8 protein-coding genes and 1 pseudogene are annotated in these 16,969 nt (G+C 68.0%); 7 read left to right on the top strand and 2 right to left on the bottom strand.

Going from position 1 to position 16,969, the window contains the following annotated elements:
* Positions 1 to 238 precede the first annotated feature (238 nt).
* The 4 genes from BMX32_RS06580 (at position 239) to BMX32_RS06565 (ending at position 10,555) form a co-directional block, all read left to right on the top strand.
* Positions 239 to 6,244 (top strand): alpha-2-macroglobulin, encoded by a 6,006-nt coding sequence (locus BMX32_RS06580; protein ID WP_089975893.1) that lies wholly within the window; start codon positions 239 to 241, stop codon positions 6,242 to 6,244.
* 11 nt (positions 6,245 to 6,255) lie between these two features.
* Complete coding sequence (gene pbpC / locus BMX32_RS06575) at positions 6,256 to 8,622, top strand: penicillin-binding protein 1C (RefSeq protein ID WP_089975889.1); 2,367 nt, start codon at positions 6,256 to 6,258, stop codon at positions 8,620 to 8,622.
* A 134-nt stretch (positions 8,623 to 8,756) separates the two neighbouring features.
* The gene (locus BMX32_RS06570) at positions 8,757 to 10,076 is read left to right on the top strand and encodes a methyl-accepting chemotaxis protein (RefSeq protein ID WP_089975886.1); all 1,320 of its coding nucleotides are present in this window, start codon (positions 8,757 to 8,759) and stop codon (positions 10,074 to 10,076) included.
* Positions 10,077 to 10,135: 59 nt separating this feature from the next.
* Positions 10,136 to 10,555: a VOC family protein gene (locus BMX32_RS06565; RefSeq protein WP_089975884.1), complete on the top strand. Its 420-nt coding sequence runs from the start codon at positions 10,136 to 10,138 to the stop codon at positions 10,553 to 10,555.
* 3 nt (positions 10,556 to 10,558) lie between these two features.
* On the opposite strand, the gene BMX32_RS06560 is transcribed toward BMX32_RS06565, so the two are convergent.
* Positions 10,559 to 11,317 (bottom strand): GAF domain-containing protein, encoded by a 759-nt coding sequence (locus tag BMX32_RS06560; protein WP_211664179.1) that lies wholly within the window; start codon positions 11,315 to 11,317, stop codon positions 10,559 to 10,561.
* 532 nt (positions 11,318 to 11,849) lie between these two features.
* Between BMX32_RS06560 and BMX32_RS06555 the strand changes: the two genes are divergently transcribed.
* The 3 genes and pseudogenes from BMX32_RS06555 (at position 11,850) to BMX32_RS06545 (ending at position 13,791) form a co-directional block, all read left to right on the top strand.
* A complete protein-coding gene (locus BMX32_RS06555) occupies positions 11,850 to 12,410 on the top strand; it encodes a fimbrial protein (protein WP_170843576.1) in 561 nt (186 codons plus the stop codon).
* 158 nt (positions 12,411 to 12,568) lie between these two features.
* A pseudogene (locus tag BMX32_RS18880) lies at positions 12,569 to 12,754 on the top strand (conjugal transfer protein TrbN); the annotation flags it as partial.
* Positions 12,755 to 12,819: 65 nt separating this feature from the next.
* Positions 12,820 to 13,791: a fimbrial protein gene (locus BMX32_RS06545; RefSeq protein ID WP_089975872.1), complete on the top strand. Its 972-nt coding sequence runs from the start codon at positions 12,820 to 12,822 to the stop codon at positions 13,789 to 13,791.
* Between the two features lie 38 nt (positions 13,792 to 13,829).
* Here the strand turns inward: BMX32_RS06545 and BMX32_RS06540 are convergent, their stop codons facing one another.
* Positions 13,830 to 16,940, bottom strand: coding sequence for a discoidin domain-containing protein (locus BMX32_RS06540; protein ID WP_089975870.1), 3,111 nt, complete (start codon positions 16,938 to 16,940; stop codon positions 13,830 to 13,832).
* Between the last annotated feature and the right edge of the window lie 29 nt (positions 16,941 to 16,969).

The following is a 16,969-nucleotide window of genomic DNA, read 5'->3' as shown; positions in this document are numbered from 1 at the left end:
CACGCGGCGGACGATCCGACGCGAATTTGAGATTTGTTCCATTGCGCATTGGGCAGAAAACGGACCGGAGCCTTGCCGCGATATGCCAGAATCCGGTCGTCGCCGTGGCCCGAACCACGCGCACGATGGGCATGGGGATACGCAATGACGTTCGGCTCGCCGCTCACGCGGTGGGTTGGCGTTCACGTATCCGTGGCATGGCGCTGGCGCCGTCTTTCACGCAATGGACTCCGGACATATGGATCTGCTTCGCTTCCTCGCACTGCTGCCCCTGCGCCTCGTGCGCGGCCTTTTCCATGTGCTTGGCCGGGTGCTGCGGCCCCTGTTCGGGAACATGGCGTGGTCCGCGCCGGCATGGATGCCGGCGACCGGTCGCGTCGCCCGTGCCCACCCACTGAAGTTCGCCGGCACGTTCGCCGCCGCGATCGCCCTCGTCGCGGCTGGGTGGTTCGGATGGCACTGGTGGCAGAACCGTCCGCGGCCGGCCGAACCGAACCGGATCACCTTCGAGGTGGCCGCGCCCGCCGTGACGGACTACGACCACGTCCCGGCGGTGATCCGCCCGTTGACGGTGACGTTCTCCGGCTCCGCGGCGAAGCTGGAGTCGCTGGGTAAACCGGTCACCGACGGTATCGCGATGGACCCGAAGCTGCCGGGCCAGTGGGCATGGGAAAACGACCGCGTGCTCCGCTTCACGCCCGCCGGCGACTGGCCGGTCGGCCGCAAGGTCGACGTGCGGTTCGACAAGGCGAAGGTGTTCGCGCCGCAGGCGCTTCTGGCGGACGACCACCTCACCTTCGCCACCGCGCCGTTCACGGCACGCGTGGTCAATGGCGAGTTCTATCAGGATCCGCAGGACCCGACGCGCAAGAAGACCATCGTCCAGCTCGGCTTCAACTACCCGGTCGACGCGGCCCAGCTGGAGAAGCGCATCGCGCTCGAACTACGCAACGGCAACGAGAAGCGCGGCGACGCGCTGAAATACACGGTGACGTACGACGAGCACCGCCTGAACGCGTTCATACATTCCCAGCCGCTGCAGTTGCCGCGGGACGACGGCTCGGTCGGCCTGCGTCTCGACGACGGCGTGCGCAGCAGTCGCGGCGGCGACGGCACCGAAAAGCCGGTGGAGACGTCGGTGCGGGTACCGGGGCTCTACAGCCTGAAGGTCGACGACGTCACGGCCACGCTGGTGGACAACGAACGGTTCGAGCCCGAGCAGGTCGTGGTGATGCAGTTCGGCGGCCCGGTCAGCGATGCCGAGCTGGCGAAGAAGCTGCACGTGTGGGCGCTGCCGCTGGACGACGACAAGCACTACGCGATGAGCAGCATCGGCGAGGCCGACCTGCGCGGATTCACGCCGCTGAAGCCCGAGGTCGTGCCGACGGAGAACGACTGGTCCGAATCGCAGAGCTTCCGCTACCACGCGCAGCCGGGTCAGCGGATCTACGTGCGGATCGACAAGGGGATGACCTCTTTCGGTGGCTACGTGATGCCCAGGCCGCGCACCGACCTGCTCACCGTGCCCGACTACCCGCGCCTCCTCCGCTTCATGGCCGACGGTTCGCTGCTGTCGCTCACCGGTGACCGGCGCCTGTCCGTGGTCTCGCGCAACATGCCCGGCATGCGCATGGAGATCGGCCGCGTGTTGCCCGACCAGCTGCAGCACCTCGTCTCGCTCAATTCGGGCAGCTACTCGAAACCGGAAATGTACGGGTTCACCCAGGACCACATCGTGGACCGCTTCGTGAAGAAGGTCTCGTTCCCCGACGAGGGCCCGGGGAAGGCGCATTACGAAGGATTCGACCTCGGCCAGTACCTGGCGGCCGGCAAGCGCGGCGTATTCCTGCTCAAGCTTTCCGGATACGACGCCAAGGCGGAACAGGACGCTCGCGAACGCCGTGAGAAGGCCGCTCGCGAAGCGGCCGCCCGCGAGGCCGGAAGCGACCCCGACGCCGCCGCGGCCGACGCCGCGCGGGACGACGACAACGACAGCGCGCCATACGACTGGCCGCGCGACGAGCGCCTCGTCGTGATCACCGATCTCGGCGTGATCGCGAAGAAATCGCTCGACGGCAGCCAGGACATCTTCGTGCAGTCCATTCGCAGCGGTTCGCCGGTCGGCGGCGCCTCCGTGGCGGTGATCGCGAAGAACGGCAGCACGCTGCTCACGCAGACCACCGGCGCCGACGGCCTCGCGCACTTCGCGAACCTCAAGGGTTTCACACAGGAAAAAGCGCCGGCGATGTACGTGGTGCGACAGGGCGAGGATCTCTCGTTCCTGCCGGTCACCTCGTACGACCGCTCGCTCGATTTTTCGCGGTTCGACATCGGTGGCGAGCCGAACGCGCATAGCCAGGGCCAGCTGTCGGGCTACCTGTTCTCCGACCGCGGGATCTATCGCCCCGGCGATCTCTTCCATATCGGCATGATCGTGCGCGCCAACAGCTGGACGCGCAGCGTGGCCGGCATGCCGCTGATCGCCGAGGTCGTCGACCCGCGTGGCACGACGGTGCGGCAGCAGGCCGTGTCGATGGACCCCGCGGGTTTTGCCGAGCTCGAACACACGACGGCCGAGACGTCGCCGACGGGTAACTGGACGGTGAACCTGTACATCGCGAAGGACGGCAAGCCGTATTCGCAGATCGGCAGCACGACCGTGCAGGTCAAGGAGTTCCAGCCGGACCGCATGAAGGTCTCCGCGAAGCTCTCGTCGGCCGTGGCGGAAGGCTGGGTGAAGCCAGCGCAGCTGAAGGCGCTGGTCGACGTCCAGAACCTGTTCGGCACACCCGCGGCGGATCGCCGCGTGGAAGGCTCGCTCGTGTTGCGGCCCGCGTTCCCGTCGTTTCCGAGCTACAAGGACTATCACTTCTACGACATCCGCCGCGCGAAGGAAGGCTTCGAAGAAAAGCTCGCGGATGCGAAGACCGACGACAAGGGCCACGCGGAGTTCGCGCTCGACCTGTCGCGCTACGCCGATGCCACCTACCAGCTCTACTTCCTCGCCAAGGCGTACGAGGCCGAAGGCGGCCGGAGCGTCGCGGCGGCCACGCAGGGGATGGTCTCGTCGAACGACTGGCTCGTGGGCTACAAGTCCGTCGACAATCTCGACTACGTGAGCCGCGACGCGAAGCGCTCGGTCAACCTCGTCGCCATCGATCCGGCAGCGAAGCGCATCCCGCTCGGCGGCCTGAAGCAGGCCATCGTCGAGACGCGCTACGTGTCCGTGCTGACGAAGCAGGACTCGGGCGTGTTCAAGTACGAGTCGAAAGCGCGCGAGACGACGGTCTCGGAAACGCCGTTGTCGATTCCCGCCGCCGGCATCGACGTGACGCTGCCGACGGACAAGCCGGGCAACTTCGCGCTGGTCGTGAAGAACGCCGATGGCAAGGAAGTGAACCGGGTCGCCTGGTCCGTGGCGGGCGAGGGTAACGTGTCGCGCTCGCTCGAACGCAACGCCGAACTTCAGCTCACGCTGTCGAAGAAGGACTACGTGCAGGGCGAGGCGGTGGACATCGCCATCCGCGCACCCTATGCGGGCAGCGGCCTCATCACCATCGAGCGCGACCGCGTGTACGCGCACGCGTGGTTCCACGCCGACTCGACCAGTTCGGTGCAGCACATCACGGTGCCGGCGGATTTCGAAGGCAACGGTTACGTCAACGTGCAGTACGTGCGCGACCCGTCGTCGGACGAGATCTTCATGAGCCCGCTGTCGTTCGGCGTGGTGCCGTTCTCGGTGAACATGGATGCGCGTCGCAACGGCATCGCCGTGGCATCGCCTGCCCTGGTCAAGCCCGGCGACACCGTGACCTTCCATGTGACATCGCCGGTACCCACGCGCGCCGTGGTGTTCGCGGTCGACGAGGGCATCCTGCAAGTCGCCCGCTACAAGCTGGGCGATCCGCTCCAGTACTTCTTCCGCAAGCGCATGCTGGAGGTCTCGACGTCGCAGATCCTCGACCTGATCATCCCCGACTTCGGCAAGCTCATGGCGATGGCCGCACCGGGCGGCGACGCGGACGGCGCGGTAGGGCGTCAGCTCAACCCATTCCGCCGCAAACGCGACAAGCCCGTGGCGTACTGGTCGGGAATCGTCGACGTCGACGGATCGCGCGACCTCACCTATACCGTGCCGGATTACTTCAACGGCAAGCTGCGCGTCATGGCCGTCAGCGTGTCGCCGGAGAAGATCGGCATCTTCGAAGGCGCCACCACGGTGCGCGGCGACTTCGTACTGTCGCCGAACGTGCCGACCACGCTCGCGCCTGGGGACGAGGCCGAGATCAGCGTTGGCGTGGCCAACAACCTGACCGGGCTCGGCGGCAAGGATGTCCCCGTCGCCGTCGCGCTCCGGGTCGGCCCGCAGCTGCAGGTCGTGGGCGACGCGTCGCGCACGCTGACGCTCGGCGAGATGCGCGAAGGCGTCGCCATCTTCCGCGTTCGGGCGACGGACCGTCTCGGCTCCGGCAACATGACCTTCACCGCCGGCTATAACGGCAAGTCGGCGAAGCAGGCCGTCGATCTCTCCGTGCGTCCCGCCTCGCCGCTGCGGACCGACCTCGTCTTCGGGCGCGTGGACGCGCACGGACGGGACGACGTGACGGGCCTGCGCGACATGCACGACGAATACGCGCGCCGCGACGCGGCCCTGTCCACGGTGCCGCTGGTGCTGGCGCGCGGATTGGCGGCCTACCTCGTGGACTTCCCGCACTACTGCACGGAGCAGGTGATCAGTGCGGCGATGCCCGCCCTCGTGCTCGGCAAGCGGCCGGAGTTCGGCGACGTAAAGCCCGCGCGGATGCTGGATGGAGATGTCGCGCCGGCCGATCCGGTGGCCGCGTTGCTCGACACGCTGCGCGCGCGACAGAACGGGCAGGGTGGTTTCGGCCTCTGGACCGCCACGCCCGATACGCACGCGTTCGCGACCGACTACGCCGTGCACTATCTGGTGGAGGCGGCCGACCGTGGCGTCGCCGTGCCCGGCGACCTGCTCGCCTCCGCGGACAACGCGCTGCGCCAGATCGCGTCCGACGACACGGACGATTCGCTGGCCGCGATGCGCCAGCGCGCGTATGCGATCTACCTGTTGACGCGCCAGGGCAACGTCACCACCAACGATCTCGCATCGGTGCAGCGTCGCCTGCAGGAAGTGCATCCGAAGGAATGGAAGGGCGACCTCGCCGCGGCATGGCTCGCGGCCTCGTACCAGATGCTGCACCAGGACCGTCTCGCGGCCGACCTGATGGCGGCGCCGCGCAAGCTGCTCGGCAGGAAGCCCGCCGACGAAACGTACGCGTATGCGGAGTATTACGACGCGCCGATCCGCGACGCCACGGTGCTGTACCTGCTCTCGAAGCATTTCCCCGAGCAGGCGAAGGCCCTGCCGCCGGAGACGATCGAGAACCTCGTGCGTCCGTTGGGGAAGGGGCACTACAACACCTTGTCGTCGGGCATGATCATTCTGGCGCTCGACGCGTGGGCGAAGGACGCGGGCGGCGACGTTGCCCGGCTGTCGATCGGCGCGGTGGCGGCGGACGGCAAGGTCACGCCGATCGGCGCGCCACGCGGCGCGCTTGTCGACGGTCGTTGGGCGGCCGGCACGCAGCGCCTGCGCATGGTCGACGATGCCGATGCCACCGCGTGGTACGCGGTCTCGCAGACGGGCTTCGACCGGAAACCCGCGATCGAGACGCGCAAGGACGGGCTCGAGATCACGCGTGCGTACACCGACGCGAAGGGCAAGGCGGTCGACACCGTCAACACCGGCGACGAGATCGACGTGCACCTGCGCATTCGCTCCACGCGCGACGAGGGGGTACCCGACGTGGCCATCGTCGACCTGTTGCCGGGTGGATTCGAACCGGTGCTCGATACCGCGCCGCCGGCGCCGGCCGAGGTCGCCGTCACGAGCGAGGACGACGTATCGGGCACGACCGGGGAAGGCGACGAGGGCGACGAGGGCGATGAAGCCGGGGAAGCGACCGACGAGACGCCGACATGGCACTCGCCGGTCGGCACGGCGGCGTCGACCTGGACGCCGCAGTACGCCGACGTTCGCGAGGATCGCGTCGTGGTCTACGGTTACGCAAGCCGCGACGTGCAGGAATTCGTGTACCGGATCAAGGCGACGAACGCAGGCAGGTTCACGATCCCGCCGGTCTTCGCGGAGTCGCTCTACGACCGTGGCGTGCAGGCGCGCGCACCGGGCGGCGGTGCGATCTCGGTGGAGCGGAAGCCCTAAGCGACCGTGTCGTGACCTTCGTCGCCCGCCTTCGCGCCATCACATGGCACAACGCGCTCGTCGCCGCGCTGCTGGTCATCGCCGTACCCATCGCGGTACGGCTATGGCCGCACGATGCGCTGCGCCTGTCGTTTCCCTCGTCGACCGCCGTCTACGACGCGAACGGCCACCTGCTGCGACTGACGCTGGCCAGCGACCAGCGCTACCGGCTGTGGGTGCCGCTGGAGGACGTCGCGCCGGCCATGGTGGATGCCGTGCTGCTGCACGAGGATCGCTGGTTCCGCTGGCACCCGGGCGTCAGCGTGTGGGGCCTGGTGCGTGGCGCGTGGATGACGTACGCGCGCCGCGCGAGTCCGCAGGGCGGTTCGACGATCACCATGCAGCTCGCGCGACTGATGTGGCGTCTCGACACGCGCAGCCCGACGGGCAAGGTCGTCCAGGCGCTGCGCGCGGTGCAGCTCGAACTGCTGTATTCCAAGCACGACATCCTCGAGGCCTATCTCAACGCCGCGCCTTATGGCCGTAACGTGGAAGGCGTCGGCGCGGCGAGCCTCGCGTACTTCGGTAAATCGCCGGCTCGCCTCAGCCTGCCCGAAGCCCTGACGCTGGCCGTCATTCCCCAGGAGCCCGCCCGCGGTCTGCCGGGCGAGGCGAACGGCAGCGCGGTGATCGACAAGGCGCTCAAGGCGGCGCGCGACCGTCTCTTCGCACGCTGGGTCGCGCGGCATCCCGACGATGCGCAGGCCCGCCCCCTGTTCGCCCTGCCGCTTCGCCTGCGCCCGCTGTCGCGGCTGCCCTTCGAAGCGCCGCATTTCGTCGAGCAGGTACTCGCCGCGCGGCGACTCGACGGCGACGACGAGATGCGCGTGACGACCACCCTGGATCTCGGGCTCCAGCACAGTCTCGAGCGTCAGGTGCGCCAGTACGTGGCGCGCGCCGGCGATCGGGGCATCCGCAACGCCGCGGCCATCCTCGTCGACACGCGCGACATGGGCGTCAAGGCGATGGTGGGGTCCGCGGATTACTTCGACGGCGACATCCAGGGGCAGGTAAACGGCACGCTCGCCAAGCGCTCGCCGGGTTCCACGCTGAAGCCCTTCATCTACGCGCTCGGCTTCGACCAGGGCATCCTGCATCCCGAAACCGTGCTGCGCGACGTACCCAGTGCCTTCGGGCCGTACACGCCGGAGAACTTCGATGGGCACTTCCTCGGTCCGGTGACCGCGACGCAGGCGCTCGTGCGCAGCCGGAACATCCCGGCCGTGCAGATCGCCGCGAAGCTCGCCCACCCCTCGCTGTACCAGTTCCTGCGCGACGCGGGCATCTCGCGCATGGCGAGCGAACAACATTATGGTCTTGCGCTGGTGCTCGGCGGCGGCGAAGTCACGATGCAGGAGCTCGCGGGCTTGTACGCGATGCTGGCCGATCGCGGCGAGCTGCGTCCGCTGCGCCTGCTCGCGGGCACGCCGAAGACGAAGGGCACGCGCATGCTCAGCGAGGAGGCGAGCTTCATGACGATGGACATGCTGCGCCAGAACCCGCGACCGGACGACGTCGTCGCGGCGCAGCCGGCGCGTCTGCCGGTGTACTGGAAGACCGGAACGTCGTGGAGCTTCCGCGACGCGTGGACGGCCGGCAGCTTCGGGCCCTATGTGCTCGTGGTATGGATCGGCAACTTCGACGGCGCGGGCAACCCGGCGTTCGTGGGTGTCGACGCCGCTGCGCCGCTGTTCTTCCGGATCGCCGATGCGTTGCGTGCCGAGCGTCCCGGACTCGCCGAGCCGATTCGCCGCAATCCGGCGAACCTGCGTCGCGTGCCCGTGTGTATCGCGAGCGGCGACCTTCCCAACGCATGGTGCCCACAAGTGGGCTCCACCTGGTTCATTCCCGGCAAGTCGCCCATACGCGTCAGCAACGTGCATCGTCCGGTGATCGTCGATACCGCGACCGGCAGGCCCGCGTGCCCGCCGTACGACCCCGATCGCACACGGACGGAGGTGTACGAGTACTGGCCGTCCGATCTCGCGCGGGTGTTCGCGCAGGCCGGGATGCCGCGACGTGCCCCGCCGCCCCTGCCGGATTGTCAGGGTGGGGGCCAGCTGGCGGGCGAGCCACCACGGATCACGTCGCCGACGCGCGGCAGCAGCTACCAGATCCGCGCGTCGCGCCTGGGAAGCGAGCGGATCGCCTTCACGGCCACCGTCGACGCGTCCGCGCATCGCCTCTACTGGTTCGTGGACGATGCCTTTCTGGGCAGCGTGCCGAGCGGACAGGGGTTGATGTGGGCGCCCGACCGCACCGGACGTTTCCTCGTGCGCGTGGTGGACGACGCGGGCCGCTCCGATGCGCGCCCGCTCGTCATCGGGCAGGCTGACTGAGTTTTCCCTTACGCCTGTGCAGGCGGGCTCCCTAACTATGCGCCGAATCGGCAGGGAGCCAGTGCGGCCGTCAAGTTCGCCATCCGCACGGACGATAACCGGGTCCGGGCACCTTCCGCGGAGTATTACGACCCATGGCATTCGATCCGTTCGCACGACTCCGCCACGCGGCACGGCGCTCCCTGGGCGTGCGCGGAAAGATGGACGCACTCAACCGCACCCAGGCGGTCATCGAATTCGCGCTCGACGGCACGATCCTCGATGCGAACGCGAACTTTCTCTCGGCCATGGGCTACGAGCGCGCGGACATCGTCGGGCGCCATCACCGCATGTTCGTCGCGCCGGAAGAAGTCGACTCGCCCGACTACGCCCCGTTCTGGCAGCGCCTGGGCTCCGGCGAACCGGACGTCGGCCTCTATCGGCGGATCGGCGCGGGCGGTCGCGAAGTATGGATCCAGGCCAGCTACAACCCGGTGCTCGACCGTGCGGGCCGCCCGGTACGCGTGGTGAAGTTCGCGACCGACGTCACCGAGCAGCGCCTGCGTGCCGCCGACATGGAAGGACGCCTCGCGGCGATCGACAAGGCGCAGGCGGTCATCAGTTTCACGCTCGACGGCATCATCCTCGAGGCCAACGACAACTTTCTCGCCACCATGGGTTACGAGCGCGACGAGGTGCTGGGTCAGCACCATCGCATGTTCGTCGCGGCGGCCGACCGCGCCAGCGCCGCGTACCTCGATTTCTGGGAAAAGCTCGGTCGCGGCGAATACGACGCAGGCCTCTACCGGCGCATGGACCGCCGTGGGCGCGAGGTATGGATCCAGGGCAGCTACAACCCGATCCTCGACATGGCGGGTCGCCCGTTCAAGGTGGTGAAGTACGCCACCGACGTCACGACGCAGACCCGCGCCTCCCGTACGTTGCACTCGTCGCTGGCCGAACTCGCGGACACCGTGCCCGCCATCGCGGCGCAGGCACGCGCCACCAACGCTCTGGCGAACGAAGCCAGTCGCTCGGCCGCGGACGGCGGCGCGATGGTCGAGGCGGTCATCTCCACCATGTCCGCGATCCAGGACGGTGCACGCGACATCGCCGAGATCGTTTCGATGATCGACTCCATCGCGTTCCAGACGAACATCCTGGCGCTGAACGCGGCCATCGAGGCCGCGCGTTCCGGCGTGCATGGCAAGGGCTTCGCGGTGGTGGCGCAGGAGGTCCGCACGCTGTCGCAACGCAGTGCCGAGTCCGCCCGCGAGATCCGCGCCCTGATCGAGGGCACGCTCGAACGCGTACGCGAAGGGAGCGAACGCAGCGGCGAAGCCGGCGTGGCGATGCGCGACATCCTCGCCTCGGTGGGCACGCTGCTCGAGCGCGTGTCCGACGTGGCACAGGCGACCGACCGCCAGGCCGGTGGCATCGATACCGTGCGCCGGGCGGTGGCCGAACTCGCCTGACGGCAGTTACGTCGCGTCGGGTTTCGGGGTACGGTCGGGCTTCCAGACCGGAGGCCCCCATGAGCAGCACGATCATTCCCTGCCTGCGTTACCGCGACGCGCCGGCCGCCATCGATTTTCTATGCCGTGCCTTCGGTTTCACGGCGCAGGCCGTGTACGCGAACGCCAGCGATCCGACGCTCGTCGATCATGCCCAGCTGACGTTCGGTAGCGGCATGGTGATGCTGGGCTCCGTGCGCGACGACACGCCTTTCAGCCGCCACATGGTCCAGCCCGACGAGATCGGCGGGCGCGAAACGCAGTGCGCGTGCATCACCGTGATGGACGTGCGCGCCCATTACGACGCCGCGAAGGCCGCAGGCGCCGTCATCGTCGACGACTACGACGAAAAGGAATACGGCGGCGCGGGTTACTCCGCACGCGACCCGGAGGGTCACCTCTGGTACTTCGGCAGCTACGATCCCTGGGCGTCGCCCTAGGCCTCAGCGCCGGCCGCGTTCCACCATATAGAGTCGGATCTCGTCTTCGGCGATTTCCGCGAGCGCGCGCAGGCATTCCAGCTGCGTGCTGTCGAGCCGCCGCGGCGTGCGATCGAACACGCACAGGGTGCCGACGACCAGGCCATCGGGCGCGTGCAGGGGGCAGCCGGCGTAGAACCGTACGTAGGGCTCTCCGGTCACGGCCGGGTTGTCGCGGAACCGGGGATCGTCGCGGGCGTCTTCCACGACGACGAGCTGCTCCGTCACGACGACCTGATTGCAGAAGGCGACATCGCGCGACGTTTCGCAGGCCTCGATCCCCTGTCGCGACTTGAACCACTGCCGCGTCGCCGTCAGGAGCGAGATCGCCGAGAAAGGCGTGCCCGCCATGATGGCGGCCAGCCGGGTAATGCGATCGAAGGTCGGCTCGGCATCCGTATCGAGAAGGCCCGTGCGGCCAACGGCGCGCAGGCGGGCGGCCTCGCTGGGCGCCACGGCGTAGGTGGGCGAGGAAAGCGGACGCAGCTCGTGCGTGGCGGTGTCCGGTGCCGCACTGGCCATCGCCGTGCGCTCTTCCAGGAGCCGGAGCACGGCCTTCCGCCGCATCCGGCGGTGGCCCCCCGGCGTCTTCCAGGATTCGACGGCCCCGCCTTCGATCCACTTCTGTGCCGTGCTGACCGAAATCCCGAGCAAAGCGGCCGCCTCCCGGGTGGTCAGGGCAGGGTCGTGCTCGTCGGCAGGAGAGGGCGTGATGGTGGACAAGGCGCGCAGCATCCGTCGGGTAAACGCACCGACGCTATCACAGGGCCTCACACGAGACGCCTGGCACGACGCGCGCCTGCCCGCCCGGCCTCCGCCACGATGCCCTGTACCGGCGACAGGCATGGTGTCATTTGCCGAAAACGCGCATCCCCTTGTGGTCGATTCGCCTGAATTCGCGATGTCGGCTGGCCCGCTCATCTGGACGCGGTGTTCCGAGGTGCAGCCAGTCGAGGGACGCGACTTCATGAGTGGCAAGCCGCTGCGTCGTATCGGTCAGTGATGCGCTGACGGGTCGCCCCCCCCACCGTCGCCATGAAGCCTCGCAGCCCGAGGGGAGGTTTCCGGCCGCCCAGGAAAAATTCCGATTTTTGAGGAAATTTCTATATTGCGAGTAGGGGTAATCCGACAAACTTCTCTGGCGCTCGCGGTGTCGAGCTCGGCTACGCGATGCGCGGGGAGACCCGTGTCTCTCAAGGCCGACGTTTCCCGAAGGAAACGTTGTTCAAACATGAACGCTATCAAGGTTAATCGGATGAACCTCAAAATTATGACTTCCGCCCTGCTGCTCGCCGGCATGGCTGCTCCCTCCGCTTTCGCGTCGACCGGTGAAATCCAGTTCACCGGTTCGATCTCGAACGTCACCTGCTCCGTCAGCGGCGGCACGCCGGGCACGGACGATCCGAACTTCACCGTCGACATCGGTCCGGTGAGCGCGAAGGATCTCGACAACGTCGGTGACGTCGCCGGCGTGATCGGCTTCCGCATCTATATCGGCAAGACCGGTGAAGCCGCGTGCGCCAACGGCACCAAGGTGTGGGCGACCTTCGAGAACGGCTCGACCGTCGACCCGGCGACGGGCGCGCTCGTCGTCACCCCGGGTGCCGGCAGCGCCACCGGCGTGCAGATCCGCCTGTTCGACAAGCTGAACGCGCCGATCGACATCCTGGGCAACAGCCAGAACGATGGCGTCAAGGAAACCGTGGCCGACAACCAGGCGATCCTGGTCTACGCGGCGGGTTACGAGGCCGTCGGTGCGGTAGCGGCCGGTGCGGCCAACAGCTCCGTCATCTACACGGTCCGCTACGAAAGCTAAGCATGGAGTCGATCGCCGGCGTCGCCGGCGATCGATGTACGTCGAGAAGGAACGGCAGCATGAGACAAGGAAATATCCGTCACGCATTCGCGGCGATCGCACTGGGTCTGTTCGGCTCCGCGAACGCGAGTGTCGTCATGAATGGAACGCGATACATCTATCCCTACCTGCTCGCCGCCTGGCGAATACGGGGGCATCTGCGCAAGGACGCCGGCGACGTGTGGACGCGCGCCGCCAACTACCACTCGCGCACGCCGACATTCAATGCGCGCTACCGGGCGGATCTCATCCGCCGGGCGGTGCGCTGGACCACGTGGCTCGATCGCCACTTCCCCACCCACGACGCCGTCGTGGGCGCCGACCTTACGGAGAGAGGTACTTAATGATGAATAGGGGTCGACCCCATGCCATGCGGCCACTCGCGACAGGATGCCTTCTGATCGCCGGTGCCCTCGCGAGCTCTATCGCCCATGCGGGTTGTCGCAAGGAGAATCTCGCCACCTACCAGATCGGCCAGACGACGTACGTCGACGTGCACAACGGCATGGCTCAGGGCGACGTGATCCGCACCGGAAGCGCCGTCGGCGAGGGCAAGGTCCTGCTCGTCTGCGAGGCGGGCGATGCCCATTTTCGCGGTCGCTGGGAGGGCGGCCAGACTACGACGGACCCCGTGCCGCTCACCGTCCGTGGGAGGCCTTCCGGATTCGGGATCCGGCTCACGCTACAGGAAGGCGTCGGCGGTCCGACCCGCCCCTTTCCGCACGATTTCACGCGAACCTTCCGTCAGGGCGAGACCGTCACCAGCAGCGACGATCGCGTGGGCTACGAGATCGTTCGCCTGGGTGGACCCGTGGAATTCGGCGATGTTGATCCGGGGCCGATCGCACAATCGAGCGTCGACCAGCCGAACGGCGCGCTCGTCGTGTTCCGTTCGATGGAGATCTTCAAGCTGATCTTTCGCCGGCCCGCGTGCAGCATCTCCGCGGAGACGCTGAATCAGACGGTGAAGCTGGGAGATTACAACCCGAGCAACTTCGCGACCGCGGATCGCGCTACGCCGTGGGTGGATTTCAGGCTCCGCGTCGAAGAGTGCCTGGAGCCCGTCGGCATGATCGCGAAGTTCACTTTCGGGATGCCTTCGGATGCGGATGCCGACCTTCCGGAGGTCTTCTCGATGGCCGGATCGGGATCGAAGAACGTGGGCCTCGAACTCGGCGACGAGGATCACCGTACGATGGAGCCGGGCGAGCCCATACAGTTGAATGCGCTCGGCACGGGCAAGGACTTCGTGTTCGCGGCCCGCCTCCGGGAAACACGCCCGTCGGTCGAGGGCGGGGGCGCGTTCGTCCGGCCCGTGCGCGTGCAGGTCGATTTCAACTGATCGACCGCGCGGGCCGGCGAGGCCGGCCCGCGTCCATCTCAGTATTCGGCAACAAGGCGATGGAACGGCTTGACCAGGCGCACGCCATCGGCGTCCCAATCAGTCACCGCCGTTCCATCCACCGTGACCGTTACCGGCTTCACCCGATCCGGCCAGAACACGCGCATCGCCGTGCCCGCCGCGATGCCCTTGTCGAGCGTCACCGTGAACGTCTTTCCATCGCGGCGCGCCGTCATGGTCAGTGTGCCGTAGGCGACCGGCAGGCGCGAAATGGCGAGGCCCTTGCCGGCCACCCACGAAGGCGGCGTGCCCGGCAGAAGGTAGAGGCCGTCGTCGGCCTCGCGCATCAGCATGCCGAAGATCGTGCGCGCGTACTCCGAGCCGATCCACGTATGCGGCATGTCTCCGAGGTAACCCGGATGGCGAAGGCGCGAGTGCACCACTTCCGCCCACATGTTCCACTCGGGTGGGCGCCGGTCGCCGACGACATCGGTAAGCAGTTCCTGCGCATCGGCGGGCCGGTTGAGGTACACGTACGTCAGCACGTTGCGCAGTTCGTACGGTGTGTACGCATAGAGCTCGCCGGGTGCCTTGCGCTTGCGCACGTCGGCGAGATACCGATCGAACGTCGTCACCAGCGCCTTGTGCGGCAGCACATCCATCTGGCCCGCCGGATCGAGCGCGATGGAGACGCTGGTCGGGTCGCCATCGCCGAGATCGGCCGCCGCGGGGATGGTGTCGACGCCCTTCCATGCCATCGTCGCCTCGATCGATTTCCTCAGCGATTCGCGCAGCGCCGCGTACTGTTCCCGCGCGTACGAGGCGAGCGCCTTGTCGCCCCACTGCTCGGCGAGCCACGCGCCGTCGTGCCAGCCCTTCAGGGCCCAGTAGTCGTCCCAGTAGCTGTGCGTCGGGCTCGAATAGCCTTCGTGGCTGATGGACGGCGCGATGATGCCGTGGAAGCGCTCGGGTCTCGGCAGGTCAGCCAGATAGCCGGGCACCATCGTGCGTTCGCGGAGCGCCTGCATGAAGTGCATCGCCGCGCTGACCTTGGGAAGGTAGTTCTTAACGCTGGCCGGGCCACCGCCGAAACGCGCGACGTCCGCGACGAGGTTGATGAATTCGCCCTGGCTGTCGTACTCGATGTCCGATCCGAAGCCGGTGTTCACGGTGCCGTCGGCGTTGAGGATCGGCGACACCAGTCCGTTCTCGTGCACGGCGTGCGCCGCGTACCAGTCGAGGTAGTCGCGCGCGGTCTTGACCTCGCCCATGCGTAGAAGAATCGACGCGGTCGCCGCGCCGTCGCGGATGAACGAGCGATTGTAGTTGCGTGGTCCGGCCTGCATCGCGTGGCCGGTCTGGTTCACGAGCATGTACGCCGCCTGCGAACGCAGGATGTCGACCAGCGACTCGTCGGGCAGCGACAGGCCCACGCCGCCGAGCCGTTTCTGCCATGCGGCGGATACCCGATCCGCCGCGCGATCGAAACCGTCGGCGGTCAGCGCCGTGCGATCCACCGGCGGCGGTTCGGGCAGATGCCCCTTTGCGTCGGCGGGCGCGTTGCCGAGCGGAACCGCGACGACCACATCGCGCTGCTCGCCCGGTGCCAGGTGCACGCGATAGTCGAGCAGGCCAGCGGCAAGACCGTCGGCGTCGTGCGCCTCGCGCGCGTCGGGCACGGTCCCCGCGGCGACCTGCGCCGTGATCTCCGTTTCGCCGTGGTCGCCGAACGGCGCGGCGCCCGCGGCGTCGACCGGTGTGAGTGAGGCGAGCAACGAGCGGCCGTCGACGCGCACGTCGGTGTGCGCGCCATCGCCCTGGATCGCGATGTCGTGGATGGGCGAAGGGCCGCCGTTCTGCCAGGGCGGATTGATCTGGATCGGGCGCACGACCAGCGAGAGCGTGCCGTCGATCGTCGTGGCGCCTTCGTTGCGCAGGCGATGGCGCAGGAGCACCACGGGCTGCCCGTTGCCCTCGACGGCGATGGCTTCGCTCGTCATCGTGAGTCCCGGCTGCACCGTCCAGGCGACGGACGGCATGGGCTTCCATCGGTCCCGCAGCGCGTGCCGTCGTTCGGCGCCATCGGATACGGCCGTACGGCCGGAGGCGTCGCGCCAGATCGCCTGGATCTGCGGACCGCCCTTGAATGGCTCCAGGTTGCCGTACTCGTCGAAGATCGACTTCTGCAGACCCGCCGGCACGCCGACCGCGGTCCAGTACACCTGCTGCATGTGCAGCGACGAAGGGAACAGCGCGGCGTTCTCGCGCGACGCGGCGATCTGGTAGCGCTTCATGGCCGTCATGACGCGCAGCGGGCCGAGGAAGCGCAAGCGCTTCACCCGTGGCGTGGCGTTGCCCTTCGCGCCCACGACGAGGCGCAGGGCCGTGAGGGGCCGCGACGCGCGCGCGGCGAGGTACGACGTGTCGCCGACGCTGCCCGGATCGCTGTCGAGCGTCGACCAGTGGCCCTGCGCATCGCGGCCTTCCAGCGTCGCGCCGTCGCGCGGGCCGTCCCACGACACCTCCAGACCCGCGATGTCGATGGGATGGGGCAGGGCGATGTCGAGCTGACGGGCCCCCTTCGGGCCCTTGCCCGCGATGCCGCGCGACGTGCCGTCGGCCCAGAGCGTCGCGCCATCGTCCTTGCCGTCGAGGCCGGCGATGCGCGCCGCCTGATCGGCGGAGAACGGCTCGAATTCGAAGACCGATACGCCCCAGTCGGCCGTGCGGGCGGGCGCGGCCAGACGCACGTAACGGGCTTTCGTGGCGGGGAAGACGAGATATTCGGTACCGCCGGGGGAGTCCGTCACGGTGTAGACCGGATGGAAATCCTTGCCGTCGATCGAGGTCTGGATCGAATACGCCGCGGCGAACCCGCTGTCCCAGTGGATGCGCACGCCACCGACGTTCGAGACCTTGCCCAGGTCCGCCTGGAACCAGTGCCCGGGGCTGAAGGCGCCGCCCCAGCGCGTGGTCTCGTCGCCATCGATACCCTTGGCCGGCGCGAGGGCGGGCACCTGCTGGGACGAACTGCTGGCTTGCCAGCCGTCGCGGGGCGGCAGGCCGTCGGCGGCGAAGACGGGCGACGCGAGCAGCGACGCGAGAACCAGCGCGAGGCGCGTCGAACGAGGGAAAGGACGGGCTTGCATGGGGATATCCTCCGGAGAGGTCCTCAAGC

Source organism: Luteibacter sp. UNCMF331Sha3.1, assembly GCF_900109915.1.
GTDB lineage: Bacteria > Pseudomonadota > Gammaproteobacteria > Xanthomonadales > Rhodanobacteraceae > Luteibacter.
The sequence above is the reverse complement of the archived record's forward strand: the minus strand, read 5'-3'. Positions and strand labels throughout refer to the sequence as shown.